The 19,164-nt window shown below is 58.7% G+C and carries 18 protein-coding genes and 1 tRNA gene; 6 read left to right on the forward strand and 13 right to left on the reverse strand.

Annotated elements, in window-relative coordinates; genetic code table 11:
• Nucleotides 1-8 precede the first annotated feature (8 nt).
• From phoU to phoR, 6 genes are all read right to left on the reverse strand, one after another.
• Nucleotides 9-704 (reverse strand): phosphate signaling complex protein PhoU, encoded by a 696-nt coding sequence (gene phoU / locus FS804_RS07700; protein WP_063949818.1) that lies wholly within the window; start codon nt 702-704, stop codon nt 9-11.
• A gap of 125 nt (nt 705-829) precedes the next feature.
• Nucleotides 830-1,645: a phosphate ABC transporter ATP-binding protein PstB gene (gene pstB, locus FS804_RS07705; RefSeq protein WP_063949634.1), complete on the reverse strand. Its 816-nt coding sequence runs from the start codon at nt 1,643-1,645 to the stop codon at nt 830-832.
• Nucleotides 1,646-1,659: 14 nt separating this feature from the next.
• Nucleotides 1,660-2,982, reverse strand: a complete 1,323-nt coding sequence (pstA, locus tag FS804_RS07710) for a phosphate ABC transporter permease PstA (RefSeq protein WP_144575979.1) — start codon at nt 2,980-2,982, stop codon at nt 1,660-1,662.
• Entirely contained in the window at nt 2,979-4,463 is a 1,485-nt protein-coding gene (gene pstC / locus FS804_RS07715) for a phosphate ABC transporter permease subunit PstC (protein WP_144575981.1), read from the reverse strand. The genes pstA and pstC overlap by 4 nt, the downstream gene beginning before the upstream one ends.
• A gap of 261 nt (nt 4,464-4,724) precedes the next feature.
• Complete coding sequence (locus tag FS804_RS07720) at nt 4,725-5,759, reverse strand: substrate-binding domain-containing protein (RefSeq protein WP_144575983.1); 1,035 nt, start codon at nt 5,757-5,759, stop codon at nt 4,725-4,727.
• Between the two features lie 194 nt (nt 5,760-5,953).
• Complete coding sequence (gene phoR / locus FS804_RS07725; protein ID WP_144575985.1) at nt 5,954-7,222, reverse strand: phosphate regulon sensor histidine kinase PhoR; 1,269 nt, start codon at nt 7,220-7,222, stop codon at nt 5,954-5,956.
• A gap of 227 nt (nt 7,223-7,449) precedes the next feature.
• Between phoR and ppk2 the strand changes: the two genes are divergently transcribed.
• A complete protein-coding gene (gene ppk2 / locus FS804_RS07730) occupies nt 7,450-8,331 on the forward strand; it encodes a polyphosphate kinase 2 (protein ID WP_063949629.1) in 882 nt (293 codons plus the stop codon).
• Between the two features lie 45 nt (nt 8,332-8,376).
• Here ppk2 and FS804_RS07735 read toward each other — a convergent pair whose 3' ends face one another.
• Nucleotides 8,377-9,537: a hypothetical protein gene (locus FS804_RS07735; protein WP_144575987.1), complete on the reverse strand. Its 1,161-nt coding sequence runs from the start codon at nt 9,535-9,537 to the stop codon at nt 8,377-8,379.
• Between the two features lie 253 nt (nt 9,538-9,790).
• On the opposite strand from FS804_RS07735, the gene FS804_RS07740 reads away from it, so the two are divergent.
• Together FS804_RS07740 and FS804_RS07745 are read left to right on the forward strand one after the other, a co-directional pair.
• Nucleotides 9,791-10,753: a nitronate monooxygenase family protein gene (locus tag FS804_RS07740; protein ID WP_144575989.1), complete on the forward strand. Its 963-nt coding sequence runs from the start codon at nt 9,791-9,793 to the stop codon at nt 10,751-10,753.
• 136 nt (nt 10,754-10,889) lie between these two features.
• Nucleotides 10,890-10,965 (forward strand) — tRNA-Thr (locus tag FS804_RS07745).
• A 120-nt stretch (nt 10,966-11,085) separates the two neighbouring features.
• Here FS804_RS07745 and FS804_RS07750 read toward each other — a convergent pair.
• Entirely contained in the window at nt 11,086-11,352 is a 267-nt protein-coding gene (locus FS804_RS07750; protein WP_144575990.1) for a hypothetical protein, read from the reverse strand.
• A 266-nt stretch (nt 11,353-11,618) separates the two neighbouring features.
• Between FS804_RS07750 and FS804_RS07755 the strand changes: the two genes are divergently transcribed.
• The 3 genes from FS804_RS07755 (at nt 11,619) to FS804_RS07760 (ending at nt 12,331) form a co-directional block, all read left to right on the forward strand.
• Entirely contained in the window at nt 11,619-11,777 is a 159-nt protein-coding gene (locus tag FS804_RS07755) for a YqaE/Pmp3 family membrane protein (protein WP_077224834.1), read from the forward strand.
• 39 nt (nt 11,778-11,816) lie between these two features.
• Nucleotides 11,817-11,969 carry a hypothetical protein gene (locus tag FS804_RS24920; protein ID WP_186376747.1) on the forward strand — a complete coding sequence of 51 codons (153 nt, stop codon included), beginning with the start codon at nt 11,817-11,819 and terminating at the stop codon, nt 11,967-11,969.
• A 119-nt stretch (nt 11,970-12,088) separates the two neighbouring features.
• Nucleotides 12,089-12,331 (forward strand): DUF982 domain-containing protein, encoded by a 243-nt coding sequence (locus FS804_RS07760; RefSeq protein WP_144575992.1) that lies wholly within the window; start codon nt 12,089-12,091, stop codon nt 12,329-12,331.
• An 83-nt stretch (nt 12,332-12,414) separates the two neighbouring features.
• Here the strand turns inward: FS804_RS07760 and FS804_RS07765 are convergent, their stop codons facing one another.
• From FS804_RS07765 to FS804_RS07785, 5 genes are all read right to left on the reverse strand, one after another.
• On the reverse strand, nt 12,415-12,807 hold the full coding sequence (locus FS804_RS07765; RefSeq protein ID WP_186376698.1) for a PRC-barrel domain-containing protein: 393 nt from the start codon (nt 12,805-12,807) through the stop codon (nt 12,415-12,417).
• Nucleotides 12,808-12,932: 125 nt separating this feature from the next.
• A complete protein-coding gene (locus tag FS804_RS07770) occupies nt 12,933-13,814 on the reverse strand; it encodes an AraC family transcriptional regulator (RefSeq protein WP_063949589.1) in 882 nt (293 codons plus the stop codon).
• A 109-nt stretch (nt 13,815-13,923) separates the two neighbouring features.
• Nucleotides 13,924-16,113: a TonB-dependent siderophore receptor gene (locus FS804_RS07775; RefSeq protein WP_144575996.1), complete on the reverse strand. Its 2,190-nt coding sequence runs from the start codon at nt 16,111-16,113 to the stop codon at nt 13,924-13,926.
• 178 nt (nt 16,114-16,291) lie between these two features.
• Entirely contained in the window at nt 16,292-17,968 is a 1,677-nt protein-coding gene (locus tag FS804_RS07780) for an iron ABC transporter permease (RefSeq protein ID WP_144575998.1), read from the reverse strand.
• 71 nt (nt 17,969-18,039) lie between these two features.
• A complete protein-coding gene (locus FS804_RS07785; RefSeq protein ID WP_063949586.1) occupies nt 18,040-19,056 on the reverse strand; it encodes an extracellular solute-binding protein in 1,017 nt (338 codons plus the stop codon).
• Between the last annotated feature and the right edge of the window lie 108 nt (nt 19,057-19,164).

Here is a 19,164-nt window from a genome sequence, read left to right on the forward strand (position 1 = left end):
CCTGTCTCTTACTCGGTCACCGAACCGAGCGTGTTGGAACTGTCGTCCTTCGGACGCTCGCCCTCCGGCTGGCTGCCGGTGGTCATGTAATAGATTGTCTCGGCGATATTGGTGGCATGGTCGCCGATGCGCTCGATGTTCTTGGCGCAGAACAGAAGATGCGTGCAGGTCGTTATATTGCGCGGGTCTTCCATCATGTAGGTCAGAAGCTCGCGGAAGAGCGAGGTGTACATGGCATCGATTTCCTCATCGCGCTCGCGGATGGCATTGGCCTTCTCGGCGGAGCGGGTCGAATAGACGTCGAGGACTTCCTTGAGCTGCACCAGCGCCAGTTCCGACAGGTGTTCGAGACCACGGGCAAGCTTGCGCGGCACGCCGGTGCCGGCAACCGCAATCACGCGCTTGGCCGTGTTCTTGCCAAGATCGCCCACACGCTCGAGATCGGCTGCAATACGCAGCGTGCCGATGATTTCACGAAGGTCTGCCGCCATCGGCTGGCGCTTGGCGATGGTGACGATTGCCTTGTCGCCGATCTCACGCTCGGCGTGATCGAGGATGGTGTCGTCAGAAATGACTTTCTGCGCCAGCGCGGCATCCGAGTTCACGAGCGCCCGCACGGCGTCGGCACACATCTGTTCGGCAAGGCCACCCATTTCCGAAATACGGCGTGTGAGGAATTTCAACTCCTCATCATAGGCGGACATGATATGCGAATGGGTCGTTGTCTGGTTCACGGTCTAGTCCTCCGGCTTGGCCTGCAGGCCGTGCCCGGAGCGGGACACGGCAGCGGCACCAGTCTTGTTCGGTTTCTTTGAAGCGCCGGCCTGTATCAGCCGAAGCGGCCCATGATGTAATCCTGCGTGCGCTGATCATCCGGATTGGTGAACATCTTGTCGGTTTCGTTTTCCTCAACAAGATGACCAAGGTGGAACATGGCCGTGCGCTGGGAAACACGCGCCGCCTGCTGCATGGAGTGCGTGACGATGACGATGGTGTAGTTTGTCCGCAGCTCGTGGATCAGTTCCTCGACCTTCGCGGTGGCAATCGGGTCCAGCGCCGAGCAGGGCTCGTCCATCAGGATCACTTCCGGGCTGACGGCGATCGCACGGGCGATGCAAAGGCGCTGCTGCTGACCGCCGGAAAGGCCCGTGCCGGACTCATGCAAACGGTCCTTCACCTCGTTCCAGAGACCGGCTCGCTGGAGGCTCTGCTCAACGATCTGGTCCATATCCGCCTTGTTGCGGGCGAGCCCGTGGATCCGCGGGCCGTAGGAAATGTTTTCGTAGATCGACTTCGGGAAGGGGTTCGGCTTCTGGAACACCATACCGACGCGGGCGCGCAGTTCCACCACATCGATCGCCTGGTCGTAGATATCGTCGGTATCAAGCGTGATCTTGCCGGTGACGCGGCAGCCGTCGATCGTGTCGTTCATACGGTTCAGGGTGCGCAGGAACGTGGATTTGCCGCAGCCCGAGGGGCCGATCAGCGCGGTCACGGTGTTTTCCCGGACGTTGAGGTTCACATCGTAAAGCGCGCGCTTTTCGCCGTAATAAACCGATACGTCCTTACCGATCATCTTGTATGAGACTTCATTCATTTTCTTGTCCAGCGCCTTTTCAACTGCTGCTTCCGACAACATGTTCATTGCTCAATCTCCCTTTACCAGCGCCGTTCGAAGCGGCGACGCAACAGGATTGCGCCCACATTCATGACGATGAGGAACAAAAGCAGGATGATGATAGCGCCGGATGTCCGTTCGACAAAGGCGCGCTCTGCCTCATTCGCCCACATGTAAATCTGCACCGGCAGGGCCGTGGACGGATCCATCGGCGTTGTCGGATAGTTCGCGACGAATGCCACCATGCCGATGAGGAGCAGCGGCGCCGTTTCGCCCAGCGCATGCGCCAGGCCGATGATCGTGCCGGTCAGGATGCCGGGCATGGCAAGCGGCAGCACGTGGTGGAAGATCGTCTGCATCTTGGAGGCACCGAGACCGAGCGCCGCTGCACGGATCGAGGGCGGCACGGCTTTCAGGGCGGCGCGGGTCGCGATGATAATGGTCGGCAGCGTCATCAGCGTGAGCACAAGCCCGCCGACTAGCGAAGCCGAGCGCGGAAAGCCCATGAAGTTGATGAAGACGGAGAGACCAAGCAGACCGTAAACAATGGAGGGCACAGCCGCGAGATTGTTGATGTTTACCTCGATGAGGTCGGTCAGACGGTTCTTCGGGGCGAACTCTTCGAGATAGATCGAGGCCGCGACGCCGATCGGCAGCGACAGCACCAGCACGATCATCATCATGTAGAAGGAACCGATCAGCGCCACGCCGACACCAGCTGCTTCCGGACGGCTCGAATTGCCGTTGACGAAAATGCCGGTGTTGAAGTGTTTGGCAAGCTGGCCGCTTTCGGCGAGCTGGTTCATCCACCCGAGCTGCTGGTTGGAGATACGCCTGTTAGCTTCATCGGCACTCATATCGACCTGGCCCTTGAAGGCGCTGTCGACATCGCCCGACGCCAGAAGCGTGACGGTGCGCGTGGTGCCGATGACGGCGGGATCGGCGACGACGATGTCGCGCAACTGCGTGCGCACGCTGTCGGAGATCAGGAGGTTGACGGCGCGAAGGCCGGCCTTGTCCGTCGGCGCGACGCCGAGAACCTTGGCGACCGCATCGCGAGCGATGATGGGATAATTGGCCGTCATCAGCTTCGCAGAATTGGTGGCACGCTCATTCTTCGGGTCGATGATCTTTTCCGAAAACTCAACCGGAACGGTAATCATCGTCTGCTGGAACGCGGTGTAACCCTTGGAGATCACCGAGAAAAGCAGCAGGAAGAGAAAGATGAGGCCGAAGGAAATCGCAGCCATGCCGTAGGCGCGGAAACGGCGTTCGGCGGCATAACGGCGCTTGATGCCGATATCGCGACGCGTGGCTCTGGTGACTGCGGGGGCGCCTGTTGCGGGAGAAACGATGTCGGTCATTCATATTGCTCCCGGTATTTGCGCACGATGTAAAGCGCGTAGATATTCAGGCAAAGCGTGATGGCAAAAAGCGTGATGCCGAGCGCGAAAGCGACCAGCGTCTGCGGCGAGGTGAATTCGAGGTCGCCGGTGAGCTGGCTGACAATCTTGACGGTGACGGTGGTCATCGGCTCGAAGGGGTTGAGCTGAAGACGGGCTGCCACGCCGGCAGCAAGAACCACGATCATGGTCTCGCCGATGGCGCGCGATGCCGTCATCAGCACGGCCCCGACGATGCCTGGAAGAGCGGCGGGAACGATGACCCTCTTGATGGTCTCGGAGCGCGTGGCGCCAAGGCCGAGCGAACCGTCGCGCAGCGAACGTGGAACGGCGGTGATGATATCATCCGACAGCGACGACACGTACGGAATAAGCATGATGCCCATGACAAAGCCGGCGGTGATGACGCTCTGGGCCTGAATGAAGTTGGCGTAATTGCCAGTCGCCAGACCATTGATCTGCGTGGAAATGTCTCTGAGGAACGGGCCAACCGTCGTGAGTGCGAAGAAGCCGTAGACGATGGTGGGAATGCCGGCGAGCACCTCCAGCAACGGCTTGGCAACCGAGCGGAGGCGAGGCGAGGCATATTCCGACATGTAGATTGCCGAAAACAGACCCACGGGAACCGCAACGAGCATGGCGACGAAGCCGATGTAGAGCGTGCCAGCGAGCAACGGGATCAGGCCGAACTGCCCTGATGAGTCCGTGGCGCCCGCAGCGGCAAAACGTGGATCCCATACGGTCCCGAAGAAGAACTGGTGCGCCGGAACCATGGTGAAGAACTGGATCGCCTCCGTGAGCATCGACAGGACAATGCCGATGGTCGTGAGGATAGCGATGGAGGAGGCTACGATGAGCGCCGCAAGAATGACCTTCTCGACCTGATTGCGCGCCCGAAAGCGCGGAGCAATCGCCCGCAGCGCATAGATCGCACCACCGACCGCAGCCAGCAGCACAACGGCGATCATCGCGACGCGGCTTGTGGAGGTCATGGTATTCAGTGTCTGGGCGGCATCGATCATGAACCGCTGCGGGTCACCGGCGATCGCCACGCCCTTGGACGCCAGAAGCGGGCGGGCGGCGGCCACGTCGGCGTCAATCTGCGCCATTTCCTCGGGCGTCAGGCGTTGTAGGCCACGGGCGATCGAGGTCACCATGCCATAGGTCAGGCTCTGCTGCGCTTCGGACTGGGCACGAACGTCTTCCGGGAAATTGCCACGGACTGCCGAGGTCACGACAAGCGGGCTGACGATGAGCCAGGCGCAGAGAATGAGCGCCGCCGGCAGAACCGTCCAGATAACGGCATAGGAACCGTGGTAGCCGGCCCGTGAATGCATGTTGGAGGGGCGGCCTCCAGACAGGACAGCGGCTCTGCGGCTGCCCAGCAGATAGCTGCCGATGCCGATGAGCGCCAGTATCAGCAAAAGGATCGATGTGTTCATTAGAGTTCCCTCGGCGTGCCTCAGAAGCACGGTGCGATAGCGGGCAAATCAAAAAGTCATCAAAACGAGACCGCTGGACCACCCCAGGATGCTTGCCGTCTGACTGTATCATCGTCTGGCAAGCGTCAAGGTTGATACATCCTATCCATCTGCAGTCCATCGACAATCATGTGGATGGTGATGACTAGGAACTGTCAACCGCGGCCAGGCGCGGCGGCAGCGGGAGCAAAAGGGGCACGGCAGAACCGTGCCCCTTTTTTATTACATCGTGGTGCCGGCTGCGAAGGCCGAGCGGATTTCTTCGCGCTCTGCGTCGGGAGCAGCAACGAGACCGTAGTTGGCAAGCGGAGAGTCAGGACCGATCATGTCGTCGGACGTGAAGAACTCAACATATTCCTTCAAGCCCGGGATCACGCCCAGGTGAGCCTTCTTCACGTAGAAGAACAGCGGACGGGAAACCGGGTACTTGCCGCTGGCAACCGTTTCAGTGGACGGCACGACGCCCGAAACAGTCGCGACCTTCAGGCGGTCGGCGTTGTTTTCGTAGAAAGCGAGACCAAACACGCCGAGGCCGGTCTTGTTGGCATCGATACGGGCAAGCGTTTCAGTGTAATCGCCGTCGATGTCGACAGCGGCGCCGTCCTTACGGACTGCAACGCACTTGGCAGCAGCCTGCTTGGCATCGGTGATGAGCGTCTTGATAACGTCGGTGGCGCCGGCTTCCTTGCAGCCGTCGGCCATGATCTTCTCTTCGAAGACTTCGCGCGTGCCGTGCTTGGAGCCCGGGATGTAGGCGGCGATCGCGACGTCGGGCAGTTCCTTGTTGATTTCAGACCATTTCTTGTAGGGGTTGGCAACGAGCTTGCCGTCCTTGACGACTTCAGCGGCGAGAGCGAGGTAAAGGTCCTTCGGCTCGAGCTTGATGTCCTTGTTGGACGAGTCCATCGCAAAAACGATGCCGTCGTAACCGATCTTCACTTCCTGGACGTCGGTGACGCCAGCAGCCTTGCAGGCAGCCAGTTCGTCTGCCTTGATCTTGCGCGACGCGTTGGCAATGTCGATGGTGCCTTCACCGACGCCCGAGCAGAACGCCTTCAGGCCGCCGCCGGTGCCGCCGGACTCAACGACCGGAGCCTTGAAGTTCGGGAAGGTTTCAGCAAAGGTCTCGGCAACGATCTTGGCGTAGGGAAGAACCGTGGAGGAACCGGCAACCTGGATCTGGTCGCGAGCAGCGGCGGCGCCAGCGAAGGCGACAGAAGCCACCAGAGCTGCTGCGGAAAATTTAACGAAGTTCATTTGTCTCTCCCGTCGTGGGCTTTGTTGTGGACGCAGCCGATAGCGACACTCGCTCTTAGCTTGCGCTCGGCGACCTCTTCATAACCACCGTAGCCACATCCTTTTATGTCACTTTGACGAAAGAATTGTGACAGCCTAAGTAATTGATTGCGAATATCTATTTTCGTATATTTGAAAAATCGCCGTCCTCTATGTCAAAATCGGACGGTGAACTCCGTGCCAATCCCCAGTTCCGATTTAATGATAAGCCGGGCCCGATGGCGCGTGAGGATGTGCTTGACGATGGCGAGCCCGAGACCGGTCCCTTTTTTGGAACGACTATCGGCCACACTGACGCGATAAAAGCGTTCGGTGAGGCGCGGCACATGTTCTGCCGGAATGCCGGGCCCCTTGTCGATGACGCTGACCTCCACGGGACTGCCCGGCTCGGCCCGCAGCCAGACATCCACAAGCTTGCCTTCCTGACCATATTTGCAGGCATTCTCAACCAGGTTCTGGAAGACCTGCACCAATTCGTCGCGATCCCCCTGCACCTCGGCCGGGTGGTCGGGCAAATGGAGCGCAATCGTTACATTGAGCTCGCTTGCGAGCGGCAGCAGCGTATCACGCACATGACCGATGACGGGGACAAGATCGACCCTCTGATCCGGTGCGATATTTGCCCGCAATTCGAGGCGCGAAAGAGACATGAGGTCGTCTACCAGACGGCTCATGCGGGTTGCCTGATCGAGCATGATGGCGAGGAATCGTTCCTGCGCTTTCGGATCATTGCGCGCGGGGCCCTGCATGGTTTCAATGAAGCCGCGCAGAGACGCAAGCGGGGTGCGCAATTCGTGGCTGGCATTCGCAACGAAGTCACTGCGCATCCGGTCAATGCGGCGAAGTTCGGAGACGTCGCGGAAGGACAGGATGTAGAAGGGCGGACCAGCCCCCTCGCCCACATCCGCACGGCTGATGCGGACGATAAAGACCCTCTCAGACGGGAAGCGTTCTGAATGTTCGACCTGATTGGGCTGACCGGTGGCGATCGTTTCGCGAATGACGTCGAGCAAACCCGGCGAGCGCAGGCGGGCGGAAATATGTGCACCAGCAGGCAATTGCCCGAAAGCGCGTTCGGCGGCCACGTTCTGGAACATCACGCCGGCGTTTCCGTCGAGAATGAAGATGGGAGTATCGAGAACGGCAAGACCGGCCCGCAGGCCCGAGATGACGTTTTCGCCGGGCACGGCCGGCTCGTCGACTATGATCGGCGCTTCCTCGTCGTCATCGTCCAGGGGCCGTTTCTCGCCAGCGGAAAGGATCGCGATGGTGGCGCAAAGCCAAAGTGCTGCCGGCAAATAGGGCGAACTGAGCTCTGCGATCGCAACAATGGCAAGCATGGAGACGATAAAAAGCGGTAGCCGGTTTGCGGCAAACTGCCTCCCCAAACGCCTCAATCTGCCATCCCCCTCCATGACTGCCATATCAGCCTGCTTTCACTCTCATCCGCGCATCGAATCCTCTTAGGCCAGCTTTATGACAGAGATTCATCGTTTTGAACCTTACACATCGTATATGCGCGAAATTCGCGCTGCAATCGCCGGCCGGCTGACGCACCAACCCGCTGATCGTCTTTAACTTGAAATCCGCCGGGGGATGTGAACTCATTGGCGCCGAGTTGCTTTTACACAACAACATCAGGAGGAAAAGCATGGTCGAAGAGACGAAGAAGCGGACAGTCGAGATGACTATTGGCGGCAAGCTGCGCAGCTTCGACATCGATGATCCGGTACTTCCAGACTGGGTGGAGGAAAAGAAACTCTCTGCCGGCAACTTTCCCTACGACAAGAAAATGAAGAGGGAAGACTACGACGCCACGCTCGAAGCGCTGCAGATAGAACTTGTCAAAGTGCAATTCTGGCTGCAGGCGACCGGCAAAAAAGTCATGGCGGTGTTCGAGGGCCGTGACGCGGCGGGCAAGGGAGGCGCAATATTCGCGACCCACGCTTATTTGAACCCGCGCTATGCGCGCGTCGTGGCGCTGACGAAGCCAACGGAGACCGAACGGGGCCAATGGTATTTCCAGCGCTACATCTCACACTTTCCGACAGCCGGCGAATTCGTTCTTTTTGATCGCTCCTGGTACAACCGCGCCGGCGTAGAGCCTGTCATGGGCTTCTGCACCCCGGAGGAACATAAGCGGTTCCTGAAGGAAACACCGCGTCTGGAAAAGATGCTGGTTCACGACGACATCCATCTTTTCAAGTTCTGGCTCGATATCGGCCGCGAAACGCAGATCGAGCGCTTTCACGATCGCCGTCACAGCCCGCTGAAGTGCTGGAAGCTCTCGGATATGGACATTGCCGCGCTGACGAAGTGGGACGATTACACGGAAAAGCGCGATGAGATGCTGGACAGGACCCACACCGACGCCGCCCCGTGGACCGTCGTGCGCGCCAACGATAAACGCCGCGCGCGGGTGAACCTCATTCGCCACATTCTCCTGTCGCTGGATTATGACGGCAAGGATAAGAATGCCATCGGCGAGATCGACGACAAAATATTGGGGTCCGGTCCCGATTTTCTCAAATAAGTCCAGCGAGACCGAGAGGCGGCGCGACGTCCGGGCGCCAGTCTTTTATTGGCCCGGCAAGATACGGACCGAATAGAGATTGACCGGGCGTCCGCTGCCGTCAATGTCGCTGTTGATGAAGACTTTTCCCGGTGCATTGGGAGCGATTGACCGCTCGAACGTCGCATTGAGCAGCATATCCGCCCGCTCGGCAGTGGCCGTGAATCGGTGGCGCGAGCAATCGCCCAACGTCGAGAAATCACAGGAAACGGAAACCTGGGTCTGTCGGTCGCTGGAGGATTGCAGCGTGAGCGAGATGGTCGAGGATTTGCCGGCCATATCCCGCATGACTTCGACAGGAACTTCTATACTGACAGCGCCGTCCTGCGCCACGCTTTTCGAGGTCACGCGGAGCGCTTTACCAGCCGGTGTGGCGATATTTTCAACGGTTGCGCGCGGACCGGCGGAAACGCCGGAACTTCCACGTTCGGCATTAAAGACCTCGACCCAGTCATCGGAAAAACCACGACCGGCGGACAGGCTCGGCGCGGGCTCCGTGCCGTTAAAATCCTCCGCCTCCACCTGGGCGGGTGGATTGGGCACGCTCGTATCGCGCTGTTCAGGCGACAGCAGAAGCCCTGAAGAATAAACCCACCACGCACCAAACCCGATGAAGGCCAAAATCGTGACGTAGATGAAGAGACGGGCAAACAAACCGCGCCGCTTGCGCCGGCCGACAGCGCCTTCCGGGCGAAAAGCCAGCGATGAATCGGCAGCACTTGAGCCGCGTTTTGCCGCCTTGTCACCACGCCGTCCTGTTTTGATGGGCGCAGAAGCAACGGTCGCAGTGCCCGGGCGAACATCGCGGGTTTCCCCGCGCAACTCAGGCTCAACCGCCATATGATCGTGGGAGGCGGTCTCCGACACCGGATCGACCGAATGATCGTCCTGCCTCAGGCTCTCCGGCGTCAGGGTTTCCGCTGGCGGGCGCAATTGTTGCTCCACCCTGTCGAGGAGACGGTTTCGCTCTTCATTCTCGATCTGGTGGATCAGTCCTTCGAGCCGCTGACGTTGCTGCGCGACAACCTGTGGATCGTCAATGCCCTGCTTGCGCAAACCTGCTTCCAGCGCCTGACGCGATGATTGGTAAATCCGTGCACGAACTTCGGCGTTCGATCTGTCCGATTTTTCCAGAGCATTTCTGATTGCCGTTTCCAGTCCGCTCACGACCGATCCTTGTTCTATTACGCTGTGCAAAACATGCGGCGCTGCGCCATGGGTTCACGATTCGGTAACGGCTATGAGCCCCCTCCGCAAGCATCGTTTATGATAAAGACCGGATTGTCTTGAGGAAAATCGGTTCATTGTGGCGCGACGAACGCAGATCGCCGCAGCAAATGCCGCACTGTTTTTGCTTTCAATCCCCGCCCGAACGCGGTATTGGCTTACGTGCGCGTAAACGTAAATCGTGGGAGGAGACATGCTACCGTCCGTGCTGAGAGACAATCTGCGTCTTCCGGTCATAGCATCACCGCTATTCATCATTTCACATCCGCAATTGACGCTGGCGCAGTGCAAGGCTGGCGTCATCGGCGCTTTCCCGGCACTCAACGCTCGGCCCGAAAGCCAGCTTGACGAATGGCTGGCGATGATCACCGAGGAGCTGGACGCGCATAATCGCGCCAATCCCGAACGCCCGGCAGCGCCCTTTGCGGTCAACCAGATCGTGCACATGTCCAATCGTCGGCTGGAACATGATCTTGGATTGTGCGTGAAATACAAAGTGCCAGTGGTTATCTCGTCCCTGGGCGCCGTGCCGGAGGTTAACGCCGCCGTGCATTCCTATGGTGGCATCGTGCTGCATGACGTGATCAATGATCGTCATGCCCGCTCGGCCATACGCAAGGGCGCGGACGGGTTGATCGCAGTTGCGACCGGCGCCGGCGGTCATGCGGGCACGCTTTCGCCCTTCGCGCTCGTTCAGGAAATCCGGGAGTGGTTCGACGGCCCGCTTCTGCTGGCAGGGGCGATCGCCAATGGCGGCTCCATTCTGGCGGCACAGGCCATGGGCGCTGACATGGCCTATATCGGCTCCCCCTTCATCGCCACGGAGGAAGCCCGTGCTTCTGACGCCTACAAGAAAGCGATCGTCGAAGCGCAGGCCAAGGACATCGTTTATTCCAACTATTTCACGGGCATACACGGGAATTATTTGAAAAGCTCCGTCATCGCCGCCGGCATGGATCCAGACAATCTTCCCGAGGCCGATCCCTCGAAAATGGATTTTGAAACCGCAACCGGCGGCGCCAAGGCTTGGAAGGATATATGGGGTGCTGGACAGGGCATCGGCGCCGTCAAGGCCGTTGAACCAGTCGCCGATCTCGTTGACCGTCTCGCAATAGAATATGAAACGGCGAAAAAGCGGCTCTGCGCCAGCGCTTGATGTTGAACTCAATCGACGCACAGGCAAAGCTTTTTGCGGAAATTTTAAAACCACCACATTCAAGGCTTGAAATCCGTCGGCATTGCCTGTATCAGCCCGCCATGAAGCTGATCCGCGACATGCGGGTCACAATCGTGCCGCTTTAGCTCAGTTGGTAGAGCACGTCATTCGTAATGACGGGGTCACGTGTTCGAGTCACGTAAGCGGCACCATTTCCTTATTTTCTATCTTGTGTTCAGGTATTGGCGCCCGGTCAACGAGCCATGGGCTATTGGCAGAGTTGAACCAGATACATGGCCGGATTTACCGGCCGACCATGTAGACGCTGGTCTTCAACGGACGATCACGCCATAAACCTGGGTGCCTGATCGATAGCCCGGGCCGTGACGATAATCGCCGCGCCAGTGGTCGCGATGCCGCCACTCCCTATGGTGTCGCCAGTTTCGCCGATCGTAATCCCGGTAATATCTGTCGCGATCGTAAGATCGATAATAGACGCCTGACGAGTAGTATCCACCCGTGCGATAGCCGCCATCCTCAACGCACCCACTCAGGATGCCAACGGATAGAAGGCAGATTGCTGCGGTTAAAAGCTTCATGATCCAGTCTCCAATGACCCGGTTCAACGTTTGTCTACGTCCCCAGTTCCTCGGACAAAGTGATGATGGGCGCCTGAACCGGCACTGAACGAAGGCTCCCGCAATCGTCGTGGCGTCCCGCTGATAAAGCGGGAGTACCATACCCCTTCGAGGGGGTCATGAGAGATAACTTTCTTCCGGTTATCGGCTTTCCTTGTGTATAGCATTGAAACAAACCGCACGCCGTCGACGTTGATTATTCAGTTTGGTCAACTGGAACAATTATCGTGGACGTTATCCGTATCCTCATCGCTATTCTCTTGCCGCCTGTCGGCGTCTTCCTTCAGGTCGGTCTAGGCCTGCATTTCTGGCTGAACATTCTGCTGACGCTTTGTGGTTATGTGCCGGGAATCATCCACGCAATCTGGGTGATCCTGCGCCGATAAGCGCGCAGTAAGGATCGAACGCCCACAATATTTTAGTACGTGATTAAATTCTTGTTTGCCGCTGGAACCTCGCCGGCGTCCTCACGTTATGGTGATGAACCAGCCAAGGAGACAATCATGAACCAGATCATCTACATCGTCGGCCTCGTCGTCATCGTCCTCGCCATTCTGTCGTTCTTTGGCTTCCGCTGATCCCCGTTGTCAATTCGATCGCTTGCGCATATCCTGAGTTCAGGTAACACGCGACTTCAGTCATTGGTTACTCTGCTGTCGCGTGTATTTCGGGATCGCGTTGCTCTGGGAGGTGCACGATGAAGAACGAGAGATGGACAGAACCCGTCGAGGTCAATCTTGATGCCAACGGCAAGAGCATGATCGATGGCCCCTTCGAAGCATTGAGGCTCTTAACCGAAGGCTGGCCAAAGACTGGCGGATTGAGTTTCGTAAGGGCAAGAAGCGCCTGCCGCGCCGCCGTCGATGGACGAAAATCGCCGGAAGAAGCCCGCAAATGTTTCACTGATGCGGTTTCGGAGATGCAGAAAACCCCTCATTGATGCATTAAGAAACGGCTCCCAAAGGGAGCCGTTCTCTTGTCGTCTTCCAACGACCTGCTGGGCGGAAGCGGTTTACGGCGACCTTACATCCAGTAGGGCGCAACGCCGTAATAGTCATAGACCTTGCGATCCTTGGCATAAAGCAGGTCATCATCATCAAGATTGCTGAAGTGGGGCGCGTTTTCGATCTGCTCCTTGGTGAGGTCGATCCGATAGCCGTCCAATTCCTCGTCATAGTGGAGCTTTTCCCACGGCAGCGGGTAATAGTCGTCGCCAATCCCAAGGAAGCCGCCGAAGCTCAGCACGGCGTAGGCAACACGGCCACCACGTTTTTCGAGGATGATCCGCTGGATCGAACCGATGTGTTTGCCGTCAGCGCCGTAGACGCGGGTGCCCTCTACCTTGTCGCTGGCGATGAGGCTCGGCGTGTCCTTGACGTAGGGGTCCTGACCGGCACGGGGTTCCTGATGCAACATGATAGTTTCCTCCATGAATTTCTTCGTTGGTGTCACGTCATGTAAATGCCTCCACGCCAAAATCGTTCCCGGTGGAAGTCACGGGCGCCGGCTGGGATTCGAAGGGCATCGGTTACGAAATTCGGCTAGTGGCGCAGCTTCTGCCAGACCGACGGTGAAACGCCGACCATCTTGCGAAAGACCCGCGAAAAATGCGCCTGGTCGGAAAAGCCGGCTGCAATGGCGATATCGGTGAGCGGCATGTCGGGTCTCGCCATCAGTTCCTTCACGCGATCCATGCGCGCCTGCATCTGCCACTGATGCGGTGGAACGCCGGTAGAGGCCTTGAACGCATGGCTGAAATGGGATTGCGAAAGATTGGTGAGCTGCGCCAGCTCCTCCAACCGGATCGACCGCAAGCAATTCTCGCGAATATAATCTGTCGCGGCGCGCAATTGCCAGGCGGCAAGCTTGCTGCGTTTCCTCACCGGCTCCCGCCTGACCTTCAGGTAATCCGTGAGCAGCGCAAGCACGAGACTTTCCCCATAGAGATCGTGAAGGGGATCAGGATTGTCACATTCCGCGGCAATCAACCGGGCGAGCGCCAGAAGCTTCTCGTCCTCGAACATCAGATGTGGGTCCAGCAGCCCGTGCGGATCGAACCCCTGCACCAGGCGCGCGCCTAGCAGTCCCGCGTCGAAATGCAAATCGAGATGACGCACAAAGGAGACATTGCTGAGTTCGGCCTCAACATCCAGATCGGCGGGGACGAAAGATATGCGATTTGCCCTGGACGCCACATGCATGTCACGACGATGCCGGTTCATCATGAACCGGCCGTCATCCTTCCCGTCCATATCGAGGAGGAAAACAAACCGTGGGTCCTTGCCAACGTAATGGCCGCCTGCCTTCGGGGCGCAACGCACATCCCAGAGGTCGGCGACGATGCCGTTCCAGACACGCGAGCGTGGGCCGCCGATAACGGCGAAACCCTCGATCTCGTTTTCCATCCGCACACGGAAGGCCATGGCTTCTCAATCCAGCAAAGCGCCACGGCGCCACTATAAACATGATTATTAACTTCATGTTTATAGTGGCAAACCGCAAATCACGCAATGGCGGGCAACCGTCTCCGTCTCACCACTTCTTGGAGAGCTTGAAGGTGATGGTGCGGCTATCGCCCCAACCGCAGACCGAAACGCCGGCGCAGCTTTTCACATATTCCTTGTCGAAGACATTGGCGACGTTGACGGATGCGGTCCAGTCGTTCTTTTCGTAACGGATTGCCGCATCGAAGACGGCGGCATCCGGCACCCGCAGCGTATTGGCTGCATCTGCCCAGGATTTGCCCTGGTAACGCAGACCTCCGCCGATGCTGAGGCCTTCGAACGTATCATCGGTAAAGGCGTAATCGAGCCATATCGATGCGGCGTGGGCCGGCACGATCCACGGCGATTTGCCGATGAGATCAGGGTTGGCGTCGCGGGTGATGTCGAGATCGGTGTATGAATAGGAGGCGAGCGCCTTCCAGTTCTCGGTGAGATTGGCTTTCGCTTCCAGCTCGAAGCCGGTCGATTCCACCTGTCCGAACTGGCCGCTCGTCGTGATGCCGCCGGACGTGTAGGAGACGATGGCGTTGTCTTTGACCAGCTTGAACACGGAGGCCGTGATGCTGCCGTCGAAGAAGGTCGGCTCGTATTTGATGCCCGCCTCGAACTGATGTCCCTCCTCCGGAACCGCAGAGCTGCCATCTGCGAGTGTATCGATCAGCGGATTGAAGAAGGTGGCGACCGAAACATAGGGCGTCAGGCCATTGTCGAATTCGTAAGCCAGACCGGCGCGGCCACTCAGCGCGTCGTCATTGGAGCGACGCGAGAGGCCTGCCGGCAGTCTGTTGTCGAGCTCCGTGTCCACATAGTCGTAGCGGCCGTTCAAGGTCAGCAGCCAGCCGTTGCCAAAACGCAGCTGATCCTGCGCATAGATGCCGACCTGCTGCTGGGTCACGATGTTGTCGGCATAGACGAAATTCGTTCCCTGCGTCGAGCCGTAAGAGGGCCTGAGAGCGCCGATGGTGTTCGATCCGCAGCAAGCCTGCACCTGATCCAGGCGGTAATATTTGTAATCCAGGCCAAAGAGCAGCGAATGGTTGACAGCACCGGTATCGAACTGGCCTTCGACGCGGTTGTCGACGCCGAAGCTATCAACCTTCGACACGCCGTCATAACCGAAACGGGTCAGCATGTAGTCGTTGGTCACGGGGTCGAGGATTGGCTGGCCGCTGGCATCCGCGTTGGCCCAGCCGCCGGTATACGGACCTTTCTCGTGCTTGTAGAGATGGCCGTAGCGCGCGTTCTGGCTGACCTTCCAGCCATTGTCGAATTCGTGGCTGACCTCGTAGCCGACCATCGACTGGTAGACCCGGCCATTGTCAATATCCGGCTCTCCATAGAATGCCTTGCGGTCGAGCTTGCCGAAAGGCGCGTCCACGACCGTACCGACATAGGGCAGGAAGCCGTTGCCGACATGGACCTGATCAAGCGCGGAGAAATAGCCGTACAGTGTCGCGCTGGTCTGCGCATCCGGTTCGAGGGTGATCTGGGGCATGATGAAACCGCGCAGATCCTCGGAATAATCGGTATAATTGTCGCCGCCGGCGACTTTGCCCGTGACTCTATATTTCCAAACGCCCTGCTCATCGACCTTGTCGCCGAGATCGAAACCGAAGAAGGCGTTGCCGAAATTGTTGATGCCGATCTCGGTTTCACGAATCGGCTGGTCCTGCGGGCGCTTGCGAACCATCTGCACGATGCCGCCCGGATTGGCGCCGCCATAAAGCACCGATGCCGGACCTTTCAGGATTTCGACACGCTCCAGACCATAAGCGTCCATCTGGAAACCACCGAAACCGTAGCTGAACAGGTTTAACCCATCGAGAAACACGCCCGTCTGCGTCGCCTGAAACCCGCGGATGTAGAACCAGTCCGTGTCCGGGTCGGAGCCAAAGGGTTCGGTGGTCACGCCGGGCGTATAGCGCAGCACCTCATCGATCTTTGTTACGGCACCGCGGTCATCCATTTCCTGGCGGCCGACAACCGATACGGACTGGGGGATGTCTTTTGTTTCCGTTTCAGTTTTCGATCCCGTCGCGCTCTTCTTTGCGACATAACCCCGGACCGGGCCCGTGGCGTTCTCCACGCCCTGCCCGTCAACGGTAATTTGCTGCAATACGGTCGTTTCCTGCGCTTGGCCCATCGCCGGCCCAAGCAAAACAAAAACAGCCGTTCCCAGCGCCAGACGGTTCAAAAACATCTCATGCAGATTTTTCAAGATACGCCCCGAAACAGATAGCGGCCGGTGACCATATTCGACCAGCCGCAACACCTCAATTAAGATGAGTGCTTACATCAAGATTAAGGCAACGCGCTTGTCGTTTTCCGGGACGATTTGAAGCTTATTGGCTTCTCACGCGGTTTCCCCGCTTCCACTGACATGAGAGACGGCGCTGTCAGCCCTGACGACGGCCGATCCTCGCCAGCAGCACCACCGGAAGAACGCCGATGACGACAATCGCCAGCGCTGCGATGGACGCTTCCTCATAGGTCCCGCGCGCTGCTTCGCCATAAAGATGGGTCGCGAAGGTTTCGAAATTGAGCGGACGCAGGAGAAGCGTTGCGGGAAGCTCCTTGACGCAATCCACGAAGATCAGCAGTGCGGCCGCAGCCAGCGATGCCTTGGACAGCGGCAGATGGATCTGGCGGAATGTCTGCGTTGCCGATCGACCCAGCGTTCGCGCAGCATGATCGAAGGATTGCGGAATGCGGCTGAGACCGGCATCGACGCTGCCGGCCGCGATGGTCAGGAACCGTGCGGTGTATGCATAGATCAACGCGGCACCGCTGCCGATGAAGATGAGGCCTGTAGATATGCCGAACCATTCGCGCATGGTCTGATCGACGAACCGGTCGAAACTGCCAAGTGCGATGAGGACGCCGATGGCGATGACGGTGCCGGGAGCCGCATACCCGACCGTCGACAGCCGAAAAGACCAGAGTGACACCCGACCCGGCGCAAGCCGCATGGCGTAGGCAACCGCAAGCCCGAGGACAAGGGTGATCGCGGTCGCCAGCCCGGCAAAGAGGATCGTGTTCAGAGCCTCTTCGGCAAAACGGGCAGACAGTCCGCTGAAACGGAACCGCTTCCACGCCTCGATGATGAGATAACTCGCCGGACCTGCAAAACCGACCACAACAGGCATGCTGCCGAGTGTGAAAGCGATCCAGCCCTTCAAACCGGAGAGCCGCAATGGCCCGAGCGCCCTGCTCTTCTGGGCGGACACCGAATAACGCTGCTTTCGCCGCGCCCAGCGTTCCAGCGCAACGAGGGCAACGACGATAAAGAGCATGGAAAGCGCGATCTGGGCCGCGCCTGGCAGGTCTGATTTCGTGACCCAGGTGGTATAAACGGAAACGGTGAGCGTACGAACGCCGAGAAATTCCGACGCGCCGATATCATTCAGCGCTTCCATCAGCGCCAGACTGACACCGACCGCAATGGCCGGGCGGGCCAGCGGCACCGCGACTTTGAAGAAAGCCGCGCGTCTGGAAACGCCGAGTGTGCGCGCCGCTTCCATCAGATTGCCCGCCTGCGTCAGGAACATCGCCCGGACGGGAATATAGACATAGGGAAACAGCACGAAGCCCAAGAGGAGGATGCAGCCCGTCATGGACCTGATATCCGGCAGGCGAAACTCGCGCGGGCTGGAGTAACCCAGCAGCCAGCGGACCGCGCCCTGAACCGGCCCGATGGGATGGAGAATATCCAGATAGGCGTAAGCGACGATATAGGTCGGCATGGCGAGCGGCAGAAGCAGCGCCCATTCCAGCACCCTGCGGCCGGGGAAATCGTAGGCAGTGACCAGCCAGGCGGCACTCGTGCCGATGATGCCTGCCAGCAGCCCGACACCGGCAAGAAGGATTGCGGTCTCCGGCAGGGCCGTCGCAAGAACGGTGGAGCCGAGATGCGTCCAGAGACCTTCCGACCCCTGCAAGGCCTGCGAGACCAGCGCCAGAACCGGCACCATGGCGCCACAAACCGCCAGCACGGAGATGCACAGCCACCACACGGACGATGATGGCGTGGCTCGGGCGGGAGACAACGAGGGCTGGGTGGCGTCTGGGTTCATCTGCTCTTGTAAAATGCGCGGAAAGGCGCCCGCGGCTGCGAGCGCCTTCCACCGTGTTATCGTTGGCTTGCTTACTTGTCGAAGCCAACCTTGTCGACCAGTTCGCTCGCCTGCTTGCGGTGCGAGACGATTTCGGTCAGCGGCTTGTTGTCGATTTTCAGCGTGCCGAAGGAAGCGACGATCTCATTGAGAGCCGCACCCTGCCGGACCGGATATTCGAAGTTGGCCTCGGCGTAGATCTTCTGGGCTTCGTCGGATACGAGATACTCGAGAAGCTTGACGGCTTCCGCCTTGTTCGGTGCGTTTTTCGCTACCGCGGCACCGGAGATATTTACCTGCGTGCCGCCATTCTTGAACGTCGGCAGGACAACCTTGATCGCCTCGCCCCACTTCACCTGCTCTTCGCCGCCCTTACCAGAACGCATCAGGCCGACATAATAGGAATTGGCAATGCCGATGTCGCAAATCCCCCCGAGGATGTCCTTGGCAACATCGCGGTCACCGCCGCCTGCCTTGCGGGCAAGGTTGTCCTTGACGCCGGCAAGCCATTTTTCGGTGTCAGCAGCACCGTAATGGGCGATATAATCGGCAAAGAGCGCCGTGTTATAGGGGTGCTGACCAGCACGAATGCAGACCTTACCCTTCCATTTCGCATCGGCAAGGTCTTCGTAGTTGAAGGAAGAAAGATCGAGGTCCTTGGCCGCATAGAGAACGCGGGCACGCATGGAGAGCGCAAACCAATGACCCTTGGCGTCGCGCAGTTCGGCGGGAACGGCCTTCGTCAGCGTTTCGGATTCGACCGCCTGGGTGACGCCCTTTTCGGCGAGATCAACGAGGTTGCCGGCATCCACCGTCATCAGAACGTCGGCCGGCGAGCTTGCGCCTTCGCTCAGAACGCGCTCAGCAAGGCCGTCCTTCAGGAATACGGTGTTGACCTTGACGCCGCTGGATGCGGTGAAGGATTCGAGCAGCGGCTGGATCAGGCCCGGTTCGCGGGTCGTGTAGATATTGAGTTCGGCAGCATTCACCGCTCCGGCCGCAAAGGCAACCGTGCTGGCGAGCAGCGCAATTTTCGTCAATGTCGTCATGTTTCTTGTCCCTCTCCGATAGCGGCAATGGAAGCAGCAGACATCATACATGATGCATTAAATCAAGTTTTATTTCAGCAAATCCGAGGCTGAATTCATCACCAAGAG

Source organism: Agrobacterium sp. DE0009, assembly GCF_007680755.1.
Taxonomy (GTDB): domain Bacteria; phylum Pseudomonadota; class Alphaproteobacteria; order Rhizobiales; family Rhizobiaceae; genus Agrobacterium; species Agrobacterium tumefaciens_B.